Raw genomic sequence first — 15,278 nt, forward strand, 5'->3', positions numbered from 1 at the left:
TTTCTGTTTATCATCCGCTTATCAGAAGAACCGTCTAGGAAAAAAGGGGAATGGACGAAAGAACGGAAAAAACGGGGCACCAAAAAAAGGGAATCCAAAGAAGGGGAAAAAGATACTGGTATGAGCATCTCTCTCATAGCTTACAGGGCCATAACCGCCATAGTGCCCAAAATCTCCATAGCCACCATACGAGGAAATTTGGGTGTAATCACCGTTATATCCGCCATACGGGTTCATCAGGTCAAATGAAGGGACGCCTTCATTTGATTGCACACCAGCGGTGTTTAGGGGTGCTGACGGAAGGGTGTAATCTTCCAAAGGCTGTTCGTTTTGGGACATGATGATTCCTCCTCAAGGTAATTTCTCTTTTCCTTATGCAATGTATGTAACTAAAGGTGTATGGGTCATTTGTCCTGTTGGATTTGGGCGGGACGACAAGGAGGGTAAAAACATGGACGATCAATATGTTCGTATTGAAGGAAGAGAACTGCGGATTTCCAATCCGGAAAAGTTATTGTTTCCAGGATTAACTAAATGGGAGTGGGTTCTCCATTTGACTAGACTGGCTCCGTATCTGTTGCCCTATGTGCGGAAACGTTTTTTAACCACCATTCGTTATCCAGAGGGGGTAGATGGGGAATTTTTTTACCAAAAGAATGTACCTTCTCATGCTCCGGAATGGGTGCAAACAGCAAAGTCAGGGGAGATTACATATATTCTCCTCCAGGATCTCCCGACCTTAGTCTGGTTGGGGAATCTCGCTTGTCTGGAGTTTCACGTTTCCTTTGATCGGGTTGATCATCCTGGATATCCAACGGAACTGGTCTTTGATATTGATCCTTCAGTAAGCGGTTTTGAATCTGTCATGGAAACCGCACTCTATACACGGGAAGCTCTTCGTTCCATGGGTCTAGACGGGGTGGTAAAAACATCCGGAGCGACAGGGTTGCAAATTTATGTTCCCATTCAACCGCGTTTTACATTTGAGGAAACGCGAAAAATCAGCGAATTTTTGGCCCGCTATCTTCAGAAGAAGTATCCTCATTTGATTACCATTGAACGGAAAGTGAAAAAACGGGGGCATCGGGTATATTTTGATTACCTGCAACACTGGGGAGGAAAGACATTGATTGCCGCCTATTCCCCCAGAGCACGACCGGAAGCAACCATTTCGACACCGCTGAAATGGGAAGAGTTAAAGCCCGGTTTTACTCCAAGACAGTTCACGTTGGAAACCATTCATCAACGGCTGGAAAAGGAACAGGATCTTTTTGCTTCGATTTCCCAACCGCATCATCGTTATGATTTAACGGATCTTCTTGGCTTTCTTTCTAAAAGAAGGAATCTGGATCTTGTTTGATCCATGGTGACTGAGGTATGGTGGATTTGACGATATAAAAAGGAGGAAGGGTATGAAACAATTGCTTAAAAATGCGCGCATTTTATCCATGGGTCAAGACAATCAAATATTGGACGATGCATATCTTCTGATTGACGGCAGTATGATTGCTCAAATCGGGAGTGGACAACCACCGGAAGGAATCGATGAAGTGGTGGATATGAAGGATCGGCTTCTTCTTCCGGGATTGATTAATACACATAGTCATGCAGCTATGACATTGTTGCGAGGATTTGCGGATGATTTGCCGCTGCAAACGTGGCTGGAAGAAAAAATGTGGCCTATTGAAGGTCGGTTTGGTCCTGAACAAGTGAAATGGGGAACAGCCCTTGCTGTCGTTGAGATGATCCGTAGTGGTGTCACTTGCTATGCAGATATGTATGACCATATGGACGAGGTGGCTCAGGTTACGGTTGAAGCTGGACTCCGTGCGCGACTGTGCAGAGGTGTGATCGGACTGGGTTCTTCAGAAGAGCAAGAAAACAAACGAAGAGAAGCCGTTCAATTTGCCCGTAACTGGAATGGAGCCGGTGAAGGGCGAATTACAACCATGCTGGCCCCCCATGCGCCCTATACCTGTCCTCCGGATTATATTGAAAGGATTGTATCTGATGCAGAAGATCTGAATCTTCCGATTCATATTCATATGTCAGAAACACGTGCTGAAGTGGAGACAAATGTTAAAGAATACGGGGTCCGTCCCGTGGAACACCTTGAGCGACTGGGGGTATTTAACCGTCCAACACTAGTGGCTCATGCGGTTCATGTCACTGAGGAAGAGATTCAGATGTTGGCGGAATACGGAGTGAAGATCTCTCACAATCCAGGGAGCAATCTCAAACTGGGAAGTGGAATCGCTCCCATACCAGCAATGTTAAAAGCAGGCATCCGCCCGTCATTGGGAACGGATGGAGCTGCCAGCAATAACAACCTGGATATGCTGGAAGAGATCCGTTTGGCTGCTTTAATCCATAAAGGAGTGCAGGAAGACCCGGAAGCGGTTCCGGCTGAAACTGCACTAAGGATGGGGACAAGCTTTGGGGCGGAAGCACTGTTTTTGGATCATGCGATTGGAACGTTGGAACCCGGAAAACAGGCGGACCTTATCTCTGTGGATTTAACTGGCGCCCATATGCAGCCTCCACACGACCTTTTGTCGCATATCGTTTATTCTGCTGGAAGAGACGATGTAAGGGATGTATATGTGGATGGTATTCCATTGATGCAAAACGGGGAACTCTGTACACTGGACGAAGAAAAGATTCGATATGAAGCGCTTCAAGCCTTTGAGGAAGTGAAATCATAAAAAAAACTGCCGACAAAGCGGCAGGGAAGATGGCAGGAAGTATAGGCAGGAGAAAATTAGTTATACTACAGAATAAGCTACATCTTTAAATCCACATCCAGATGGAAACGCAACGGCATTTCCAACGGAGAACGTTGACACCAGCGATTTCTGCATGTTGGAGAGATCCAGGATTCCGATTGCATATAGGCTTGGATCTTCTCCATTTCTTCATCGGAAAAATGTTGTTGCAGTTCGTACTGGATCAGATCCCACCCGGAGGAAAAAGAAATACCCATTGCTTCACCTCCTTGTGTACGCTTAGTATCACCCGGTGGAAAAGCAATATGTCTAACACATTTTTGTCTAGATGGATACGGAAAGGATGTATAATGGCAGGAATTGTTGCGACCTCCTGTCACAGCCTTGATGGGAACGTATTTTCGATTTCTCTGTTTACAGTGATATCCAATGTTGTCTTGGATAAAATCCTTAACCTTATCCTGACTTTGTGTTTCCGCATATTATTCCGTCCAATTCAATATTAAATTATATAAATAATCAGATCTTTTCTAGTGATAAATAACGGTTCCGTTTCGTACACTGTCGGTAAAAGGGCACAGGAGGAGAGACAATGAATTTCCGAATGCCCGGTCTCATCTTGATGACTGTGTTAATTATCGTTTCCGGATGCGCTCGTCAGGATTTTTCTGCTTCTACACAAGAAAAACAGGGAGAAGAAACATCCGTCAAAGAAAAAATGTTGCGCTCCCGTCTTTTGCAGGCGATTGACGCACAGTTGGAGCGTGAGGATTATCCCTTTTCCATTTATGTTGATCAGGCTTTATTCAAAGGACAGCAAAAGGGTGACAATTGGTCGATTCAAAGCACATCTTCTCCCGATCAGGATAAAGCGATCCATATTGTAAAAAAAGGAAAGGTTATTCGATTGACTTGGGGAGGGCAGACAGAAAAGCTGAAGGATCGTCAATTGGGGCTTCTTTCTCCCAAGGATCACCTGTTATTGGTGAAATCATCCATTCTCCGGGTTCACCCATTGGGAAAGGAAAACGGATTGAAAGCGGTTCTTTCCAGTGAAAAAATCGGGGATCAACTGGGGCAATGGATGGGAGAAGCGTTTAAACAAGGAGTGGCCAATCAAGCAAGCCGGAAGTTTCGCGTTCATTATTTATTTTATGTCGATCCTGCTCAGGGAGGATTGGATCGCTTTACAATCCAAATCATTCCTTCCAGTAAGACAGAGTCTGCAGAAACCATCGAATATCGCTTTGATTAAACCTTGAGTTCCGCTCAAGGTTTTTTGTTACTTTTATCCTTAACACGAATCGTATATACAATATGATATACTATTTCCGTATGATCCTATTCGCAGAAAGGAGGCTGGAGATTAGTGAAAATCAGATGGCCTATAGCGGTGTCTACTCTGCTTATCAGCCTCATCGTATTATTCGGGGGTTTTTATGCGTTCCAATGGTTCACAGTAGAACAACCCATCCGTCAAATGGTTAAGGAAGCACCTCATCTTCAACTACAAGATATTTTCGTACAACCGAACAAAGTTACTCTGACCTTGAAACCGGATGAAAAGTATTCCCTCGCAAAAGATTATCCATTTCTGCGAAGAAAAATGGCGTCTCTTGCCGGAGATCGAACGATGGATGTCCGCTTGATCGATGCACCCAATCCCGCTTTGAATGAAGCGTGGAATCAAATGGTATTTGGTGTAAAAGAAGGGTTGGCTCATCGGCGCTATACAATGATTCGCGAAACTGTAAACAAGATCGCGACAGAAGAAAATATATGGAGTCCATACAATGTGAGAGCAAGGACTGCTCACCAACGTTATATATGGGTTCGTGAAAACGTAAATAAGGTAGCGACAGAAGAAAGCATTCGATACAAGCTCTCTATAGATGATTCATTTGTTTATATTGAGTTGCACCAGGGAGACCGATTTTTGTATAAGGTTCTTCCTCTGCATCCTGCGGAAAGCGAGGTGAAAAGTAGTGAGTAAAGGTGTGATGATTGGAGCGACGCCAGCCGTTTTTCTATTCCTGATATATCTTGGATATAATATTTTTCCTCTAGCCATACTGGTCGGAATCATAGGGGTTTCTTGGATGTTCCTTTCTCGCTCCGGTTCTCCCTTGAGAAACAATCGCGGAAGCCGTACGAAGAAAAAAGACTCCGTTCCTGATCTCTCGTTTGAAGATATCGGGGGACAAAACCGTTCCAAAGGGGAATTGAAGGAAGCGTTGGATTTTCTGATTCACAGGGATCGCATTAATCAATATGGAATCCGCCCTATCAAAGGGATTCTGTTGTCTGGTCCTCCGGGAACAGGGAAAACGCTGATGGCGAAAGCAGCGGCCCATTACACAGACTCTGTATTTGTTGCCACCAGTGGAAGCGAGTTTGTGGAAATGTATGTCGGGGTTGGAGCGCAAAGGATCAGGGATTTATTTCAGGAGGCCCGTAATTTAGCCAAAAAGAAACAGAAGAAAAGTGCCATTGTATTTATTGATGAAATTGACATTATTGGCGGCCAACGAGAAGGATCTCAACATCGGGAATATGATCAGACCCTAAACCAGTTGCTCACGGAAATGGATGGGATTTCTGCAAACATGGAAATTCAACTGTTGGTCATTGCAGCCACAAACCGAAAAGATATGTTGGATTCGGCCCTTTTGCGTCCTGGCCGTTTTGATCGACACATTGTTGTGGATCTTCCTGATAAGAAAGCCCGAATCGCAATTTTGAATCTGCATCTGAAGAATAAGCCATTGGCCAAGAATGTCAGTGTTGAAAGTATCTCCGATGAGACCTTTGGCTTCTCCGGTGCGCAACTGGAAAGCTTAACAAACGAGGCAGCCATTTATGCACTCAGGGAAAAAAGTGAAGTGATCGCTCAAAAACATTTGTCCCAGGCAATCGATAAAGTGATGATGGGCGAAAAAACCGACAGGGAAGCGACTCAGGATGAACGGGAAAGGGTTGCTGTCCATGAATTGGGGCATGCGATTGTGTCGGAGTGGGTTCGTCCCGGTTCGGTCTCCCAGGTTTCTCTTTCTCCTCGGGGACAGGCTTTGGGGTATGTTCGCCATCATCCGGGAGAAGATCGGTATCTGCAAACACGAAAGCAGATCGAGGAGCAAATTATGATCTGTCTGGCAGGAGCAGCTGCGGAGGATAAGGTTTATCAGAACCGCTCTACAGGTGCTCAGAATGATTACGAACAAGCGAACCGAAATATTCGCATGATGATTGATGCAGGTTTATCTGACCTGGGGATTATCAATAAAGAGTGGGTAAGCAACGAAACTCTCCATCGGGAATCGTCAAAAATTCTGAAGGAATTGTATAACCAAACATTGCACTTGCTTCATCGCTATACACATGTATTTGAAGAAGGACTTCACGTACTTTTGCAGGAAGAAGTTCTCTCCGGAGAGCAATTTCGTCAATTATTAAAGCAATATGCTCCCTCATCTGTTTCAGTCAGCAGCTAAGAAAAAGATGTTGCCGCTGTAATGAAATCCACGTCCGCCTTTTAGGCGGGCTTTTTATAGACAAATGTAAAAGAACATTTTTCTGTGTTACAATGATGGCAATACCGCATGAGAGGAGAAAATCTGAATGAAGTTATCCCAGCGGGTTCAGCAATTAACACCTTCAAAAACGATTGAAATCACAGCAATGGCCAAAGAACTGAAACAACAGGGGCATGATGTTGTGGTGCTCGGTGCCGGGGAGCCGGATTTCAACACTCCGGATCATATACTGGAAGCTGCATCTGATTCCATGCAAAAAGGTCAAACCAAGTATACTCCTCCCGGAGGGGTCATTGAACTAAAGGATGCCATTACGGACAAACTGAAGCGGGATCAGGGGCTGGAATATACACGGGATGAGGTTATCGTTACTGTTGGAGCCAAGCATGCTCTATACAACCTGTTTCAAGTCATTTTGGACCCAGGGGATGAAGTGATTATTCCCGCTCCGTACTGGGTAAGTTATATTGAACAGGTAAAACTGGCCGGAGGCGTCCCGGTTGTGATTGAAGGAAAAGAAGAAAATACGTTTAAAGTGACTCCAGATCAATTGAAATCGGCCATTACGGACAAAACCGTCGCCTTTTTGATCAACAGCCCCTCCAATCCAACAGGTGCGATGTATGGTAAAGAGGAGCTTCACCAATTAGGTGAGATCTGTTTGAAACATGAGCTGACCATTGTTTCCGATGAGATTTATGAACATCTGATTTATGGGGATGAAAAACATATAAGCATGGCCTCGTTAAGTCCAGAGTTAAAAGATCGGACAGTCATTATTAACGGGGTATCCAAAACATATTCCATGACCGGGTGGCGTATCGGTTTTGCGGCAGGGGATGCCCAGATTATCAAAGCGATGTCTGGATTATCCAGTCACAGCACTTCTAACCCGACTTCTGTGGCGCAATATGCGGCGATCGAGGCTTTGAATGGAACGCAAGAACCGGTAAAAAAGATGTTGGCTGCTTTTAAGGAACGCAGGGATTATGTTGTAGACCGTCTTTCAAAGATGGCCGGTATTCGATGTGACACTCCTCAGGGTGCTTTTTATGTCTTTGCCAATGTAGAAGAAGCAGCCCAAAAAAGTGGTTTTTCTAACACCGATGAGTGGGTGAAGGCACTGTTGGAGAAAGAAAAAGTGGCTTTGATCCCAGGAGCTGCGTTTGGATCACCAGCCCATGTACGTCTTTCTTATGCGACGTCGATGGATCAGCTGGAGAAAGCAATGGATCGGATCGAGCGGTTTACCTCATTGTAAAACAAAATAGAGATCCGGACTTATTTAAGTCCGGATCTCTATTTATGTCAAATCCCGAAACAGTCCGATCACCTTTCCAAGGATCGTTACTTCAGGGAGGATGATGGGTTCCATATTGTCGTTTTCGGGTTGTAGCCGAATATGATCTTTTTCCTTGTAAAACCGTTTGACGGTGGCTTCATTGTCCGGGGTCATGGCAACAATAATGTCTTTGTTGCTTGCCGTTTGTTGTTGCCGAACCAGTACATAATCTCCATCCATAATTCCGGAATTGATCATACTATCGCCGTGAACAGACAAAAGGAAGATTGAATCGTCGGGTCCTACCATACGGCGGGGAAGAGGGAAATAGTCTTCCACGTTTTCCACTGCGGTAATCGGTTCCCCAGCAGTTACTTTTCCGATGAGAGGCACCATAACCGTATGCTCGGTTGGATCGGGAAAGGTCTCCTGTTCGTCTTCCAATATTTCTATCGCTCGGGGCTTAGTGGGATCTCTGCGGATCAGATTCTTTTTTTCCAATCTGGCAAGATGGCCATGAACGGTGGAGCTGGAAGCCAGCCCAACAGCTTCTCCAATTTCTCGTACAGAAGGTGGATAACCCTTTTGTTTCACCTCTTGTTTTATGTAGTCCAATATCGCCTGTTGTCGTGGTGATAACTTAGCCGTCAACATCATCGACTCCTTTCCCCGGTTTATAATCGACAAACGAACACATTTTCTTTAGTATACACGATGAAAGCTTATAGCACAAACATCAGTTCGAAATTTACTGACAGAATTTAAGTTTGGGAATTCATTCAGACAAAAAGAAAAACAATACCAAACCCTGAATGAGGATACAGATAGGAATTCCCCATGTAAATCCGAGTTTCTGTGTCTTGTGGCGGTATTTTTTCATTGCCAGCAAGGCACCTGCCCCTCCCCCGATTAAAACCATACGAAATAACACTTTTTCAGAGATTCTCCATTGACCGCGTTCCGCCCGTATTTTGTCCCTTCGGAAAAGAAAAAAGGAAACTGTATTGATAATCAAAAGATATAAGAATAGCCACCCCAATATTAAAACCTCCTTTCACTGATATTAAAAAACGAACCCAAAGCGGTTCGTTTTTATTGTTCAAGATAGTGCAAAACATCCCGAACAGACTGTTTTCCTTGTCTGATACAATCCGGAATGCCAATTCCTGAAAAAGAAGCGCCAGCATAAAATAAACCGGGAAGCTGTTTTCGGCAGGTATGATTCAGTTTCTCCAGCCATTCGACATGTCCGACCCTATACTGGGGCATGGATTGCCGCCAGCGAGTAACGTTTGTAAATTCCGGTGTGACCTCGATGCCTTGGATCTTTTTTAGATCGGCTTGAACCCGTTCTACAATGGTTTCATCTGATTCTTCCACAATGGAATCGTCTCCAGACCGACCAACATAGCAGCGAACCATCGCTTTCCCTTGTGGAACTGTGTGAGGCCACTTTTTATGGGTCCATGTGCAAGCAGTGATGGTCGAATTTTCCCTTTTGGGAACGACAAACCCGGTTCCGTTTGGAATATCCGGAAATTGTTCGGCATCATAACCCAAGATCACAGTAGCGACAGAGGTAGCTGTTCCCGAATGAGCAGGGTGCGGTAATTGATGATTAGGGAGTAAGGCTTTCATCCGTTCAAAAGGCAGGGTCATGATTACAGCATCGGCTTGTATGACCCGGTTTGAAGAAAGGACCAGAAGATATCCATTTCTTTCCTTGATAATCCGGTTTAAAGGGTTCCCTTTAATGATGGACTCTTCCGGAAGCTGGTTTTCAATCTGTTCAACGAAACGTCTTAGCCCTCGTTTCATTGTTAGGAATTGCCCTTGCGATCGAGGGGATTTATGGGATGAACGACGGCTTCGCTTCATTCCGATGATTAAGCTGCGATGTTCTTTTTCCATCCGAGCGAATTGGGGGAAAGTCGCCTGGAGGCTCAATTGGTCGATATTTCCGGCATAAATACCGGATAATAAGGGTTCGATCAGGTGATCAACTACTTCATCTCCCAATCGTCGACGAAAAAAAGACCCTACGGATATATCGTTGGCCTCCTGGTGACGGGACATAAAGAGGTCTTTTATGGCACGAAACTTCCCTGGCCAAGAGAAGAGTGGAGTGGATACAAATGGGGTAATTCGGGTTGGAATCCCCATAATGGCTCCTTCGGGAATGGGTAACAGCTTACCTTGGTGCAAAATGTATGCTTGGCCAGTCTGATTTCGCACTAATTCTTTTTCCAGCCCCAAGTCGATGGCTAATTGTTTCGCGTCCGCCTTTCGTTCCAGAAACGAATCCGGTCCCTTTTCCATCACAAAGCCATCCGTTCGTTCGGTTTCAATTTTTCCGCCCAGATGTTTCTTACCTTCAATCAAAACGAAATTAAGAGGGAGAGATTTCCTTTCTATTTCCTTTTGGAGATAAAAGGCGGTTGAAAGACCGGTGATCCCACCACCGACAATGGCGACTCGCGTTTGTTTCATCGATGACCTCCTCGGATTTCTTCCCATTTTTTGCGGATTACTTCTGCCAAACACTTGATAAATTCAGGGTTGGCATTGGGCATCGGGGGACGATAGTAATCGGCACCAAGTTCATCACAGACCACTTTACATTCAAAATCGTTGTCGTACAGAACCTCCAAATGCTCCGCAACAAATCCCAAAGGACAATATATGAAAGATGTGAATCCTTTTTTTTGATAGAGCGTCCGGGTTAAGTCTTGGACATCAGGGCCCAACCATGGTTCTGGAGTATTCCCGGCACTTTGCCATCCGATGGCATAATGGTGAATGTTTGCCTTTTCAGCGACTAACTGTGCGGTTTCTTCTAACTGTTGTGGATAAGGGTCTCCTGCCGCCAAAATCTTTTCCGGAAGGGAATGCGCTGAAAAAATCACAACCGACTGATCCTGTTTTTCTTTTGGAATCTGGTTAAAAGTCGCTTTTAGCTGATTGGCCCAATATTGGATAAACCGGGGCTCTTTATACCAACTTTCCACTGAATGAATCTCAGGACTACCCAAACTCTTCGCTTTTTCCTTTGCTCGTCCATTATAGGATTTCACACTAAAGGTAGAATAGTGGGGAGCCAATACTAAACTGACTGCTCGCTCAATTCCGTCTTGATGCATCCGTTCCACAGCATCTTCAATAAAGGGGTGAATATGTTTTAGACCAAGGTATGCTCGAAATTCCACTTCATCAAGAGATTGGTTTAGTTTCTGTTCCAGGGCCTGAACCTGGTCATTGGTAATCTGAGCCAAAGGGGACAGGCCGCCGATCGCTTCATATCGGTTCTCCAGGTCTTGAAGCATCTCTTTGGATGGTTTTCTTCCGCGACGGATATGTGTATAGTAAGGTTCGATCTCTTCTGCACTCCGAGGTGTGCCATAGGCCATGATCAATAATCCGATGATTTGTTTGGGCATAACGCTTCACCTCATTTCTGCGTATATTGGTGGATAAATCGCGTTAATCGTTGGAGGGTTTCCACTTCTAGTTCAGGAAAGGTTCCGTGACCCAAGTTGAAAATATATCCCGGTGTTTCCAATCCTTGATCAAGAATTTCCCTTGCTCGCTCTTCAATGATATCCCACGGGGCTAAAAGCAGTGAAGGGTCCAAATTTCCCTGAAGCGCTTTTGTAATCCCCAGCTTCCGTGCTTGATGTATGGATGTTCGCCAATCCAGTCCAATCACATCGCAAGGGAGTTGATTCCATTCTTGTAGAAGGTGGCCCGCTCCAATTCCAAAATAAATCACAGGGACATCAACAGATTCCTTGATTTTTGAGAATATACGGTGCATGACGGGAGCGACATATGTTCGGTAGTCAGCGGCATTCAATGTTCCCACCCAAGAATCAAATATCTGAACCGCGTGAGCACCGGCCTTGGCTTGAGCGATCAAATAAGCGATGGTTAAGTCGCCCAATTTATCCATCAGTGCTTGCCAAACTTTCGGTTGTGCATACATCAGACCCTTTGTTTTGTGGTAGTTCTTGGACGGTCCACCTTCGATCATATAGCTGGCCAGTGTAAATGGTGCTCCTGCAAAACCGATCAATGGAACGTTCAACTGTTCTGTCGTCAATAGACGGATTGTTTCCAGTATAAAAGGAACATCCTGTTCAGGTGTCAGACTTCCCAATCGTTCAACATCAGCAAAGTTTTGTATCGGATTAGAGATAACCGGCCCCACGCCCGATTGAATATCCACACGAACTCCAATCGGTTTTAACGGAGTCATAATATCCGCAAACAGAATGGCCGCATCCACTCCGAGCTGCTCCACTGGAAGTCGTGTCACCTCGGCGCATACTTCCGGATTCTCGCTCATTTCAAAAAAAGAGTAACGCTTTCGGATTTCCCTGTATTCCGGTTGATACCTTCCTGCCTGTCGCATATACCACACCGGAACATACGGGGTGGACTCGCCACGGCATGCTTGAAGGAAGGTGTTGTTAAAGTTTTGTCTGGTCAATGAGTACACACCTTTCCAAAAGAAATAAAAGAATGATTTCTATCCAGTATTACCATAACGTTTTTGTAAGTAATCATACAGAGTTGATGGGAAAGTGTCATGAAATCTCCCTTAATATCTGTCTATCCAAAAGAATACCAATCAATCACACGTTCCCAATATAACATAATTGGAGACAAAAATTGAACAAAGCCACCATCACGGTGGCTTTGTTCAATAACGTATCGTAAAGGAGCGGCTATTTTCTTCAGGTTTCCGGGTCGAAACTTCAATACGTTCCACCTGGGAAGCGGGGCTGCCAAGCTGAATGCTTTTAACAAATTGCTTCATCTTTTCTTCCGTACCTTGAGCATCAATCTCAACCGTTCCATCTGGGCGGTTTCTCACCCAGCCTTGAACGGAATGGCGTAGGGCGGTCTGTTTTGTATACTGACGGAACCCCACCCCTTGAACATGCCCATAAACAATCATGTGTTGCCGGAGCATCGGATCACCCTTTCAATATTGTTTTTATATCATCCTTCCGAGTCGATCAAGAGCATCATCTTTTTCCGTGTTAATCACATGCGTATAAATCTGTGTGGTCTGGATGCTTGAGTGTCCCAAAATTTCCTGTACCACCCGTAGATTTTCACCGTTGGACAACAACAAAGTGGCAAGAGTGTGTCGTAATTTATGAGGAGAAATATTGGTCGCTTTGGGAGGTAAGTTGGCTTCCTGGACATATTTTTTCAATGCATCAGAGATTCCTTTTCGGCTCATACGTGTTCGGTTTTTATTTAGAAAAAGAGCATGTTCATGTCCTGGAATGATCTTTTCTTTTGGTCGGAGTTTCATATAATGCTGAAGGGCTTCAAAAGCAGTCTGATTTAACTTCAACATTCGTTCTTTCCCTCCTTTTCCTATAATCATGACACGGGCAGTATCTCCTTCATTTTGGATGCTGTTTTGATTCAGACCCACTAACTCCGACACACGCATGCCGGTATTCAGCAAGAGGAGGATCATGGCTCGGTCCCGTGCTTCATACCAATGGATTTGACGTTTATTTTTCTTTTGGTGATAGGAGTGAATCGCTTTGATGAGTCGAAGTGCCTCTTCCTGGGTAAGAAATACGGGTACTTTTTTGTGATTTCTTGTTTTGAGAGAAGAATCTTCATAGGCTTCCATCGGATCTTTTTCCAGTACGTCGTTTTTGACCAGATATCGAAAAAGAGAGCGGAGAGAGGAACGCTTGCGTTCTTTCCCCGAACGGGTGTTTTCCCGGAAATGCTTCCTTTTTACCCATTTTTCGCAAAGTTCCCCTGTAGTGGGATCCCTTCGCTTTATTTTCATATGAACTATTCGTTCATATCCATTTTCGATATAGCGAAAGAACCGCCGAATGGTTTGGGGGGTAACAGATTCCAGATCCGTGTTTTTCTTGTTCAGAAAGTCAAAGAAAAGAGAGAAATCGTAGGCGTAATTGGCGATCGTTTGTGTGGAACGTTCTGCACTGATCATTTCCATAAAAAATTCTTGTACATCATCAGGAAACTGAATAATAATTCGGTTAATGTTTTCCGGCAGGCGCCTGGAAAAAGGATAGGAGGACATGATATCACTCCAGTTATTTATATTTTATTATACATTATTCAGGTTTTCTCTAACATTCCGGGAATTTTGTATGCTACAACCCAAGGCCTGATCAGCATTTACAAACCATTAAATGATTACCATCAGGATCTTTGAAGGTGAAATAGTGGTGGTGTTCAATTTCTGTCATTATATTGACGCCTTTATGTTTCATAAATTGATATGCCTCTCCAATATTTTCTGTATTGAAATGAAATGATGGGGTTTTTAAAATGGTTTCTTCTGAGAAAATTTTGCTATCCAATACGATCCCTGTACCATTCATCGGTATGACGTAAAGGTGGCCAAACTGTATTTCACCATCTGTCGGCAAATCTAAAATATCGCAATACCAATCTCTTGCTTTTTCTATATCGCTTACCGGGATAAAAACGGTTCCGATTTGATTTAAGATAGGACTTTTCACAAAAACACCTCCATAACGACTTCATTCTACCATATTTGAATTCTTAACAGGATATCTACCCACCCTCTAACTTCCGATACGGTCATATTATCGGAAGTTAGAGGGTGGGTACTGATTTTGGGAGCCATGGCTATGGAAAACGACTTGCAATTGCATGTGAAACCGCAAGTCGTTTTCACCTTCTTGGAGAGGGTTTTGTTCCCCCTGTACGAACCTCAGGATGCAGGCAGCAATTATTCGCCTCAAAACTTCGGAAAGATCGGAACGGAATATTATTTTTTTCAAACGGTATAATTTATATCTTGCCTTCTCATTGGTCTGCTGTCTATTTGTTGCTATCATGCAACGTAACCCTCTCAATGAATCTTGGTTTTTTTAAATAATTTCGGGAATAGAAATTAAAATATTTTCATTTTTTCTTGCTCAATCAGTTTATCCCCGCTATACTCAAAACGTAGAGATTCATGTGAAAGAAGATGTGTTTGCTATCAAAATATTTAATTCATCAAGGGAGGATATTATGAGGATTTTTCGTCTTACGTTTTTATGTTTTTTAATGTTTGCAATGTTATGGAGTGTTCCTGTTGCATCACAGGCACAAGAGTCAACAGATTTGGATGTAGATACACCCATTGTGCTTGTACATGGTATTGGGGGATCATCTTACAATTTTGTATCGATTGAAAGAGCTTTAATCCGTGCCGGATATGACCGTTCCGATATACATGCCATTGAATTTTGGGATAAATCAGGTAATAATTATATAAATTCACGTGAATTGAGAGATTTCATCGATAACATACTCAGAAAGCTTGACACTCCCCATGCCTGAAGGCAGGGGATTCTTGGGAGCTCCCGTCTACTGACAGGATCATATCCAAGCTTAAACGGTCTGCCCGACCGCAAGTACTCGAAGTCCTTCTTGCAAGATGTTTTTGGATGCATTGATGTCTCGGTCATGGTGAGAGCCGCATGTAGGGCATGTCCATGCCCGAAGGTGGAGGTTCTTTACATCCTTGTTTCGGTAGCAACAGGAAGAGCAAAGCTGACTAGAAGGGAACTGTTTCCCCACTTTCACCACGTTTCTTCCATGCCAGGCTGCCTTGTAGGTAAGCATCGCGACAAACTCCGACCACGAGGCATCCGTGATCGATTTGGCTAACTTGCGGTTTTTCACCATATGCTTTACTTGGAGGTCTTCGATACA

19 protein-coding genes are annotated in these 15,278 nt (G+C 44.1%); 8 read left to right on the forward strand and 11 right to left on the reverse strand.

Translation table 11 applies throughout. The features are described 5' to 3' along the window. Positions 1 to 21: 21 nt before the first annotated feature. Positions 22 to 339, reverse strand: coding sequence for a hypothetical protein (locus FN782_RS02990; RefSeq protein WP_142504264.1), 318 nt, complete (start codon positions 337 to 339; stop codon positions 22 to 24). A 112-nt stretch (positions 340 to 451) separates the two neighbouring features. Here FN782_RS02990 and ligD point away from each other — a divergent pair, with 112 nt between their 5' ends. Beyond that, positions 452 to 1,360 (forward strand): non-homologous end-joining DNA ligase, encoded by a 909-nt coding sequence (ligD, locus tag FN782_RS02995; RefSeq protein ID WP_142504265.1) that lies wholly within the window; start codon positions 452 to 454, stop codon positions 1,358 to 1,360. A 52-nt stretch (positions 1,361 to 1,412) separates the two neighbouring features. Then, a complete protein-coding gene (locus FN782_RS03000; protein WP_142504266.1) occupies positions 1,413 to 2,705 on the forward strand; it encodes an amidohydrolase family protein in 1,293 nt (430 codons plus the stop codon). Positions 2,706 to 2,782: 77 nt separating this feature from the next. On the opposite strand, the gene FN782_RS03005 is transcribed toward FN782_RS03000, so the two are convergent. Further along, positions 2,783 to 2,983 carry a hypothetical protein gene (locus FN782_RS03005; RefSeq protein ID WP_142504267.1) on the reverse strand — a complete coding sequence of 67 codons (201 nt, stop codon included), beginning with the start codon at positions 2,981 to 2,983 and terminating at the stop codon, positions 2,783 to 2,785. 335 nt (positions 2,984 to 3,318) lie between these two features. On the opposite strand from FN782_RS03005, the gene FN782_RS03010 reads away from it, so the two are divergent. From FN782_RS03010 to FN782_RS03025, 4 genes are all read left to right on the forward strand, one after another. Next, entirely contained in the window at positions 3,319 to 3,981 is a 663-nt protein-coding gene (locus tag FN782_RS03010; RefSeq protein ID WP_142504268.1) for a hypothetical protein, read from the forward strand. A 114-nt stretch (positions 3,982 to 4,095) separates the two neighbouring features. Continuing rightward, positions 4,096 to 4,719, forward strand: coding sequence for a hypothetical protein (locus tag FN782_RS03015; RefSeq protein ID WP_142504269.1), 624 nt, complete (start codon positions 4,096 to 4,098; stop codon positions 4,717 to 4,719). 7 nt (positions 4,720 to 4,726) lie between these two features. Next, the gene (locus FN782_RS03020; protein WP_142504323.1) at positions 4,727 to 6,217 is read left to right on the forward strand and encodes an AAA family ATPase; all 1,491 of its coding nucleotides are present in this window, start codon (positions 4,727 to 4,729) and stop codon (positions 6,215 to 6,217) included. A 127-nt stretch (positions 6,218 to 6,344) separates the two neighbouring features. Then, positions 6,345 to 7,520 carry a pyridoxal phosphate-dependent aminotransferase gene (locus FN782_RS03025; protein WP_142504270.1) on the forward strand — a complete coding sequence of 392 codons (1,176 nt, stop codon included), beginning with the start codon at positions 6,345 to 6,347 and terminating at the stop codon, positions 7,518 to 7,520. Between the two features lie 42 nt (positions 7,521 to 7,562). Here FN782_RS03025 and lexA read toward each other — a convergent pair whose 3' ends face one another. The 8 genes from lexA to FN782_RS03065 all read right to left on the reverse strand — a co-directional run bounded on the left by lexA (position 7,563) and on the right by FN782_RS03065 (position 14,071). Next, complete coding sequence (gene lexA, locus FN782_RS03030; protein ID WP_425462670.1) at positions 7,563 to 8,192, reverse strand: transcriptional repressor LexA; 630 nt, start codon at positions 8,190 to 8,192, stop codon at positions 7,563 to 7,565. Positions 8,193 to 8,316: 124 nt separating this feature from the next. Beyond that, positions 8,317 to 8,580 carry a DUF1294 domain-containing protein gene (locus tag FN782_RS03035; RefSeq protein WP_185955994.1) on the reverse strand — a complete coding sequence of 88 codons (264 nt, stop codon included), beginning with the start codon at positions 8,578 to 8,580 and terminating at the stop codon, positions 8,317 to 8,319. A 53-nt stretch (positions 8,581 to 8,633) separates the two neighbouring features. Then, positions 8,634 to 10,031 carry a protoporphyrinogen oxidase gene (gene hemY, locus FN782_RS03040; RefSeq protein ID WP_142504272.1) on the reverse strand — a complete coding sequence of 466 codons (1,398 nt, stop codon included), beginning with the start codon at positions 10,029 to 10,031 and terminating at the stop codon, positions 8,634 to 8,636. Further along, positions 10,028 to 10,978 carry a ferrochelatase gene (gene hemH, locus FN782_RS03045; protein ID WP_142504273.1) on the reverse strand — a complete coding sequence of 317 codons (951 nt, stop codon included), beginning with the start codon at positions 10,976 to 10,978 and terminating at the stop codon, positions 10,028 to 10,030. Before hemH ends, hemY begins: the two co-directional genes overlap by 4 nt. A gap of 11 nt (positions 10,979 to 10,989) precedes the next feature. Then, positions 10,990 to 12,030 (reverse strand): uroporphyrinogen decarboxylase, encoded by a 1,041-nt coding sequence (gene hemE, locus FN782_RS03050; RefSeq protein WP_142504274.1) that lies wholly within the window; start codon positions 12,028 to 12,030, stop codon positions 10,990 to 10,992. A gap of 213 nt (positions 12,031 to 12,243) precedes the next feature. After that, positions 12,244 to 12,516: an acylphosphatase gene (locus FN782_RS03055; RefSeq protein WP_142504275.1), complete on the reverse strand. Its 273-nt coding sequence runs from the start codon at positions 12,514 to 12,516 to the stop codon at positions 12,244 to 12,246. A 24-nt stretch (positions 12,517 to 12,540) separates the two neighbouring features. Further along, positions 12,541 to 13,626, reverse strand: coding sequence for a tyrosine-type recombinase/integrase (locus FN782_RS03060; protein WP_142504276.1), 1,086 nt, complete (start codon positions 13,624 to 13,626; stop codon positions 12,541 to 12,543). A gap of 91 nt (positions 13,627 to 13,717) precedes the next feature. Next, positions 13,718 to 14,071 (reverse strand): VOC family protein, encoded by a 354-nt coding sequence (locus tag FN782_RS03065; RefSeq protein ID WP_142504277.1) that lies wholly within the window; start codon positions 14,069 to 14,071, stop codon positions 13,718 to 13,720. A gap of 132 nt (positions 14,072 to 14,203) precedes the next feature. Between FN782_RS03065 and FN782_RS16640 the strand changes: the two genes are divergently transcribed. Both FN782_RS16640 and FN782_RS03070 read left to right on the forward strand, forming a co-directional pair. Next, positions 14,204 to 14,365, forward strand: a complete 162-nt coding sequence (locus FN782_RS16640; protein WP_185955995.1) for a hypothetical protein — start codon at positions 14,204 to 14,206, stop codon at positions 14,363 to 14,365. A gap of 172 nt (positions 14,366 to 14,537) precedes the next feature. Next, positions 14,538 to 14,903, forward strand: coding sequence for an esterase/lipase family protein (locus FN782_RS03070; protein ID WP_142504278.1), 366 nt, complete (start codon positions 14,538 to 14,540; stop codon positions 14,901 to 14,903). 51 nt (positions 14,904 to 14,954) lie between these two features. Here the strand turns inward: FN782_RS03070 and FN782_RS03075 are convergent. Further along, positions 14,955 to 15,278 (reverse strand): RNA-guided endonuclease TnpB family protein (locus tag FN782_RS03075; protein WP_142504279.1); only part of this gene is annotated, 324 nt, incomplete at its 5' end.

Source organism: Melghirimyces algeriensis (assembly GCF_900182565.1).
GTDB lineage: Bacteria > Bacillota > Bacilli > Thermoactinomycetales > DSM-45169 > Melghirimyces > Melghirimyces algeriensis.

Coding starts and splice junctions, on each gene's coding strand:
- FN782_RS02990 (WP_142504264.1), bottom strand. CDS start 339: ATGTCCCAAAACGAACAGCCTTTGGAAGATTACACCCTTCCGTCAGCA.
- ligD (WP_142504265.1), top strand. CDS start 452: ATGGACGATCAATATGTTCGTATTGAAGGAAGAGAACTGCGGATTTCC.
- FN782_RS03000 (WP_142504266.1), top strand. CDS start 1,413: ATGAAACAATTGCTTAAAAATGCGCGCATTTTATCCATGGGTCAAGAC.
- FN782_RS03005 (WP_142504267.1), bottom strand. CDS start 2,983: ATGGGTATTTCTTTTTCCTCCGGGTGGGATCTGATCCAGTACGAACTG.
- FN782_RS03010 (WP_142504268.1), top strand. CDS start 3,319: ATGAATTTCCGAATGCCCGGTCTCATCTTGATGACTGTGTTAATTATC.
- FN782_RS03020 (WP_142504323.1), top strand. CDS start 4,727: ATGATTGGAGCGACGCCAGCCGTTTTTCTATTCCTGATATATCTTGGA.
- FN782_RS03025 (WP_142504270.1), top strand. CDS start 6,345: ATGAAGTTATCCCAGCGGGTTCAGCAATTAACACCTTCAAAAACGATT.
- hemY (WP_142504272.1), bottom strand. CDS start 10,031: ATGAAACAAACGCGAGTCGCCATTGTCGGTGGTGGGATCACCGGTCTT.
- hemH (WP_142504273.1), bottom strand. CDS start 10,978: ATGCCCAAACAAATCATCGGATTATTGATCATGGCCTATGGCACACCT.
- FN782_RS03055 (WP_142504275.1), bottom strand. CDS start 12,516: ATGCTCCGGCAACACATGATTGTTTATGGGCATGTTCAAGGGGTGGGG.
- FN782_RS03060 (WP_142504276.1), bottom strand. CDS start 13,626: ATGTCCTCCTATCCTTTTTCCAGGCGCCTGCCGGAAAACATTAACCGA.
- FN782_RS16640 (WP_185955995.1), top strand. CDS start 14,204: ATGGAAAACGACTTGCAATTGCATGTGAAACCGCAAGTCGTTTTCACC.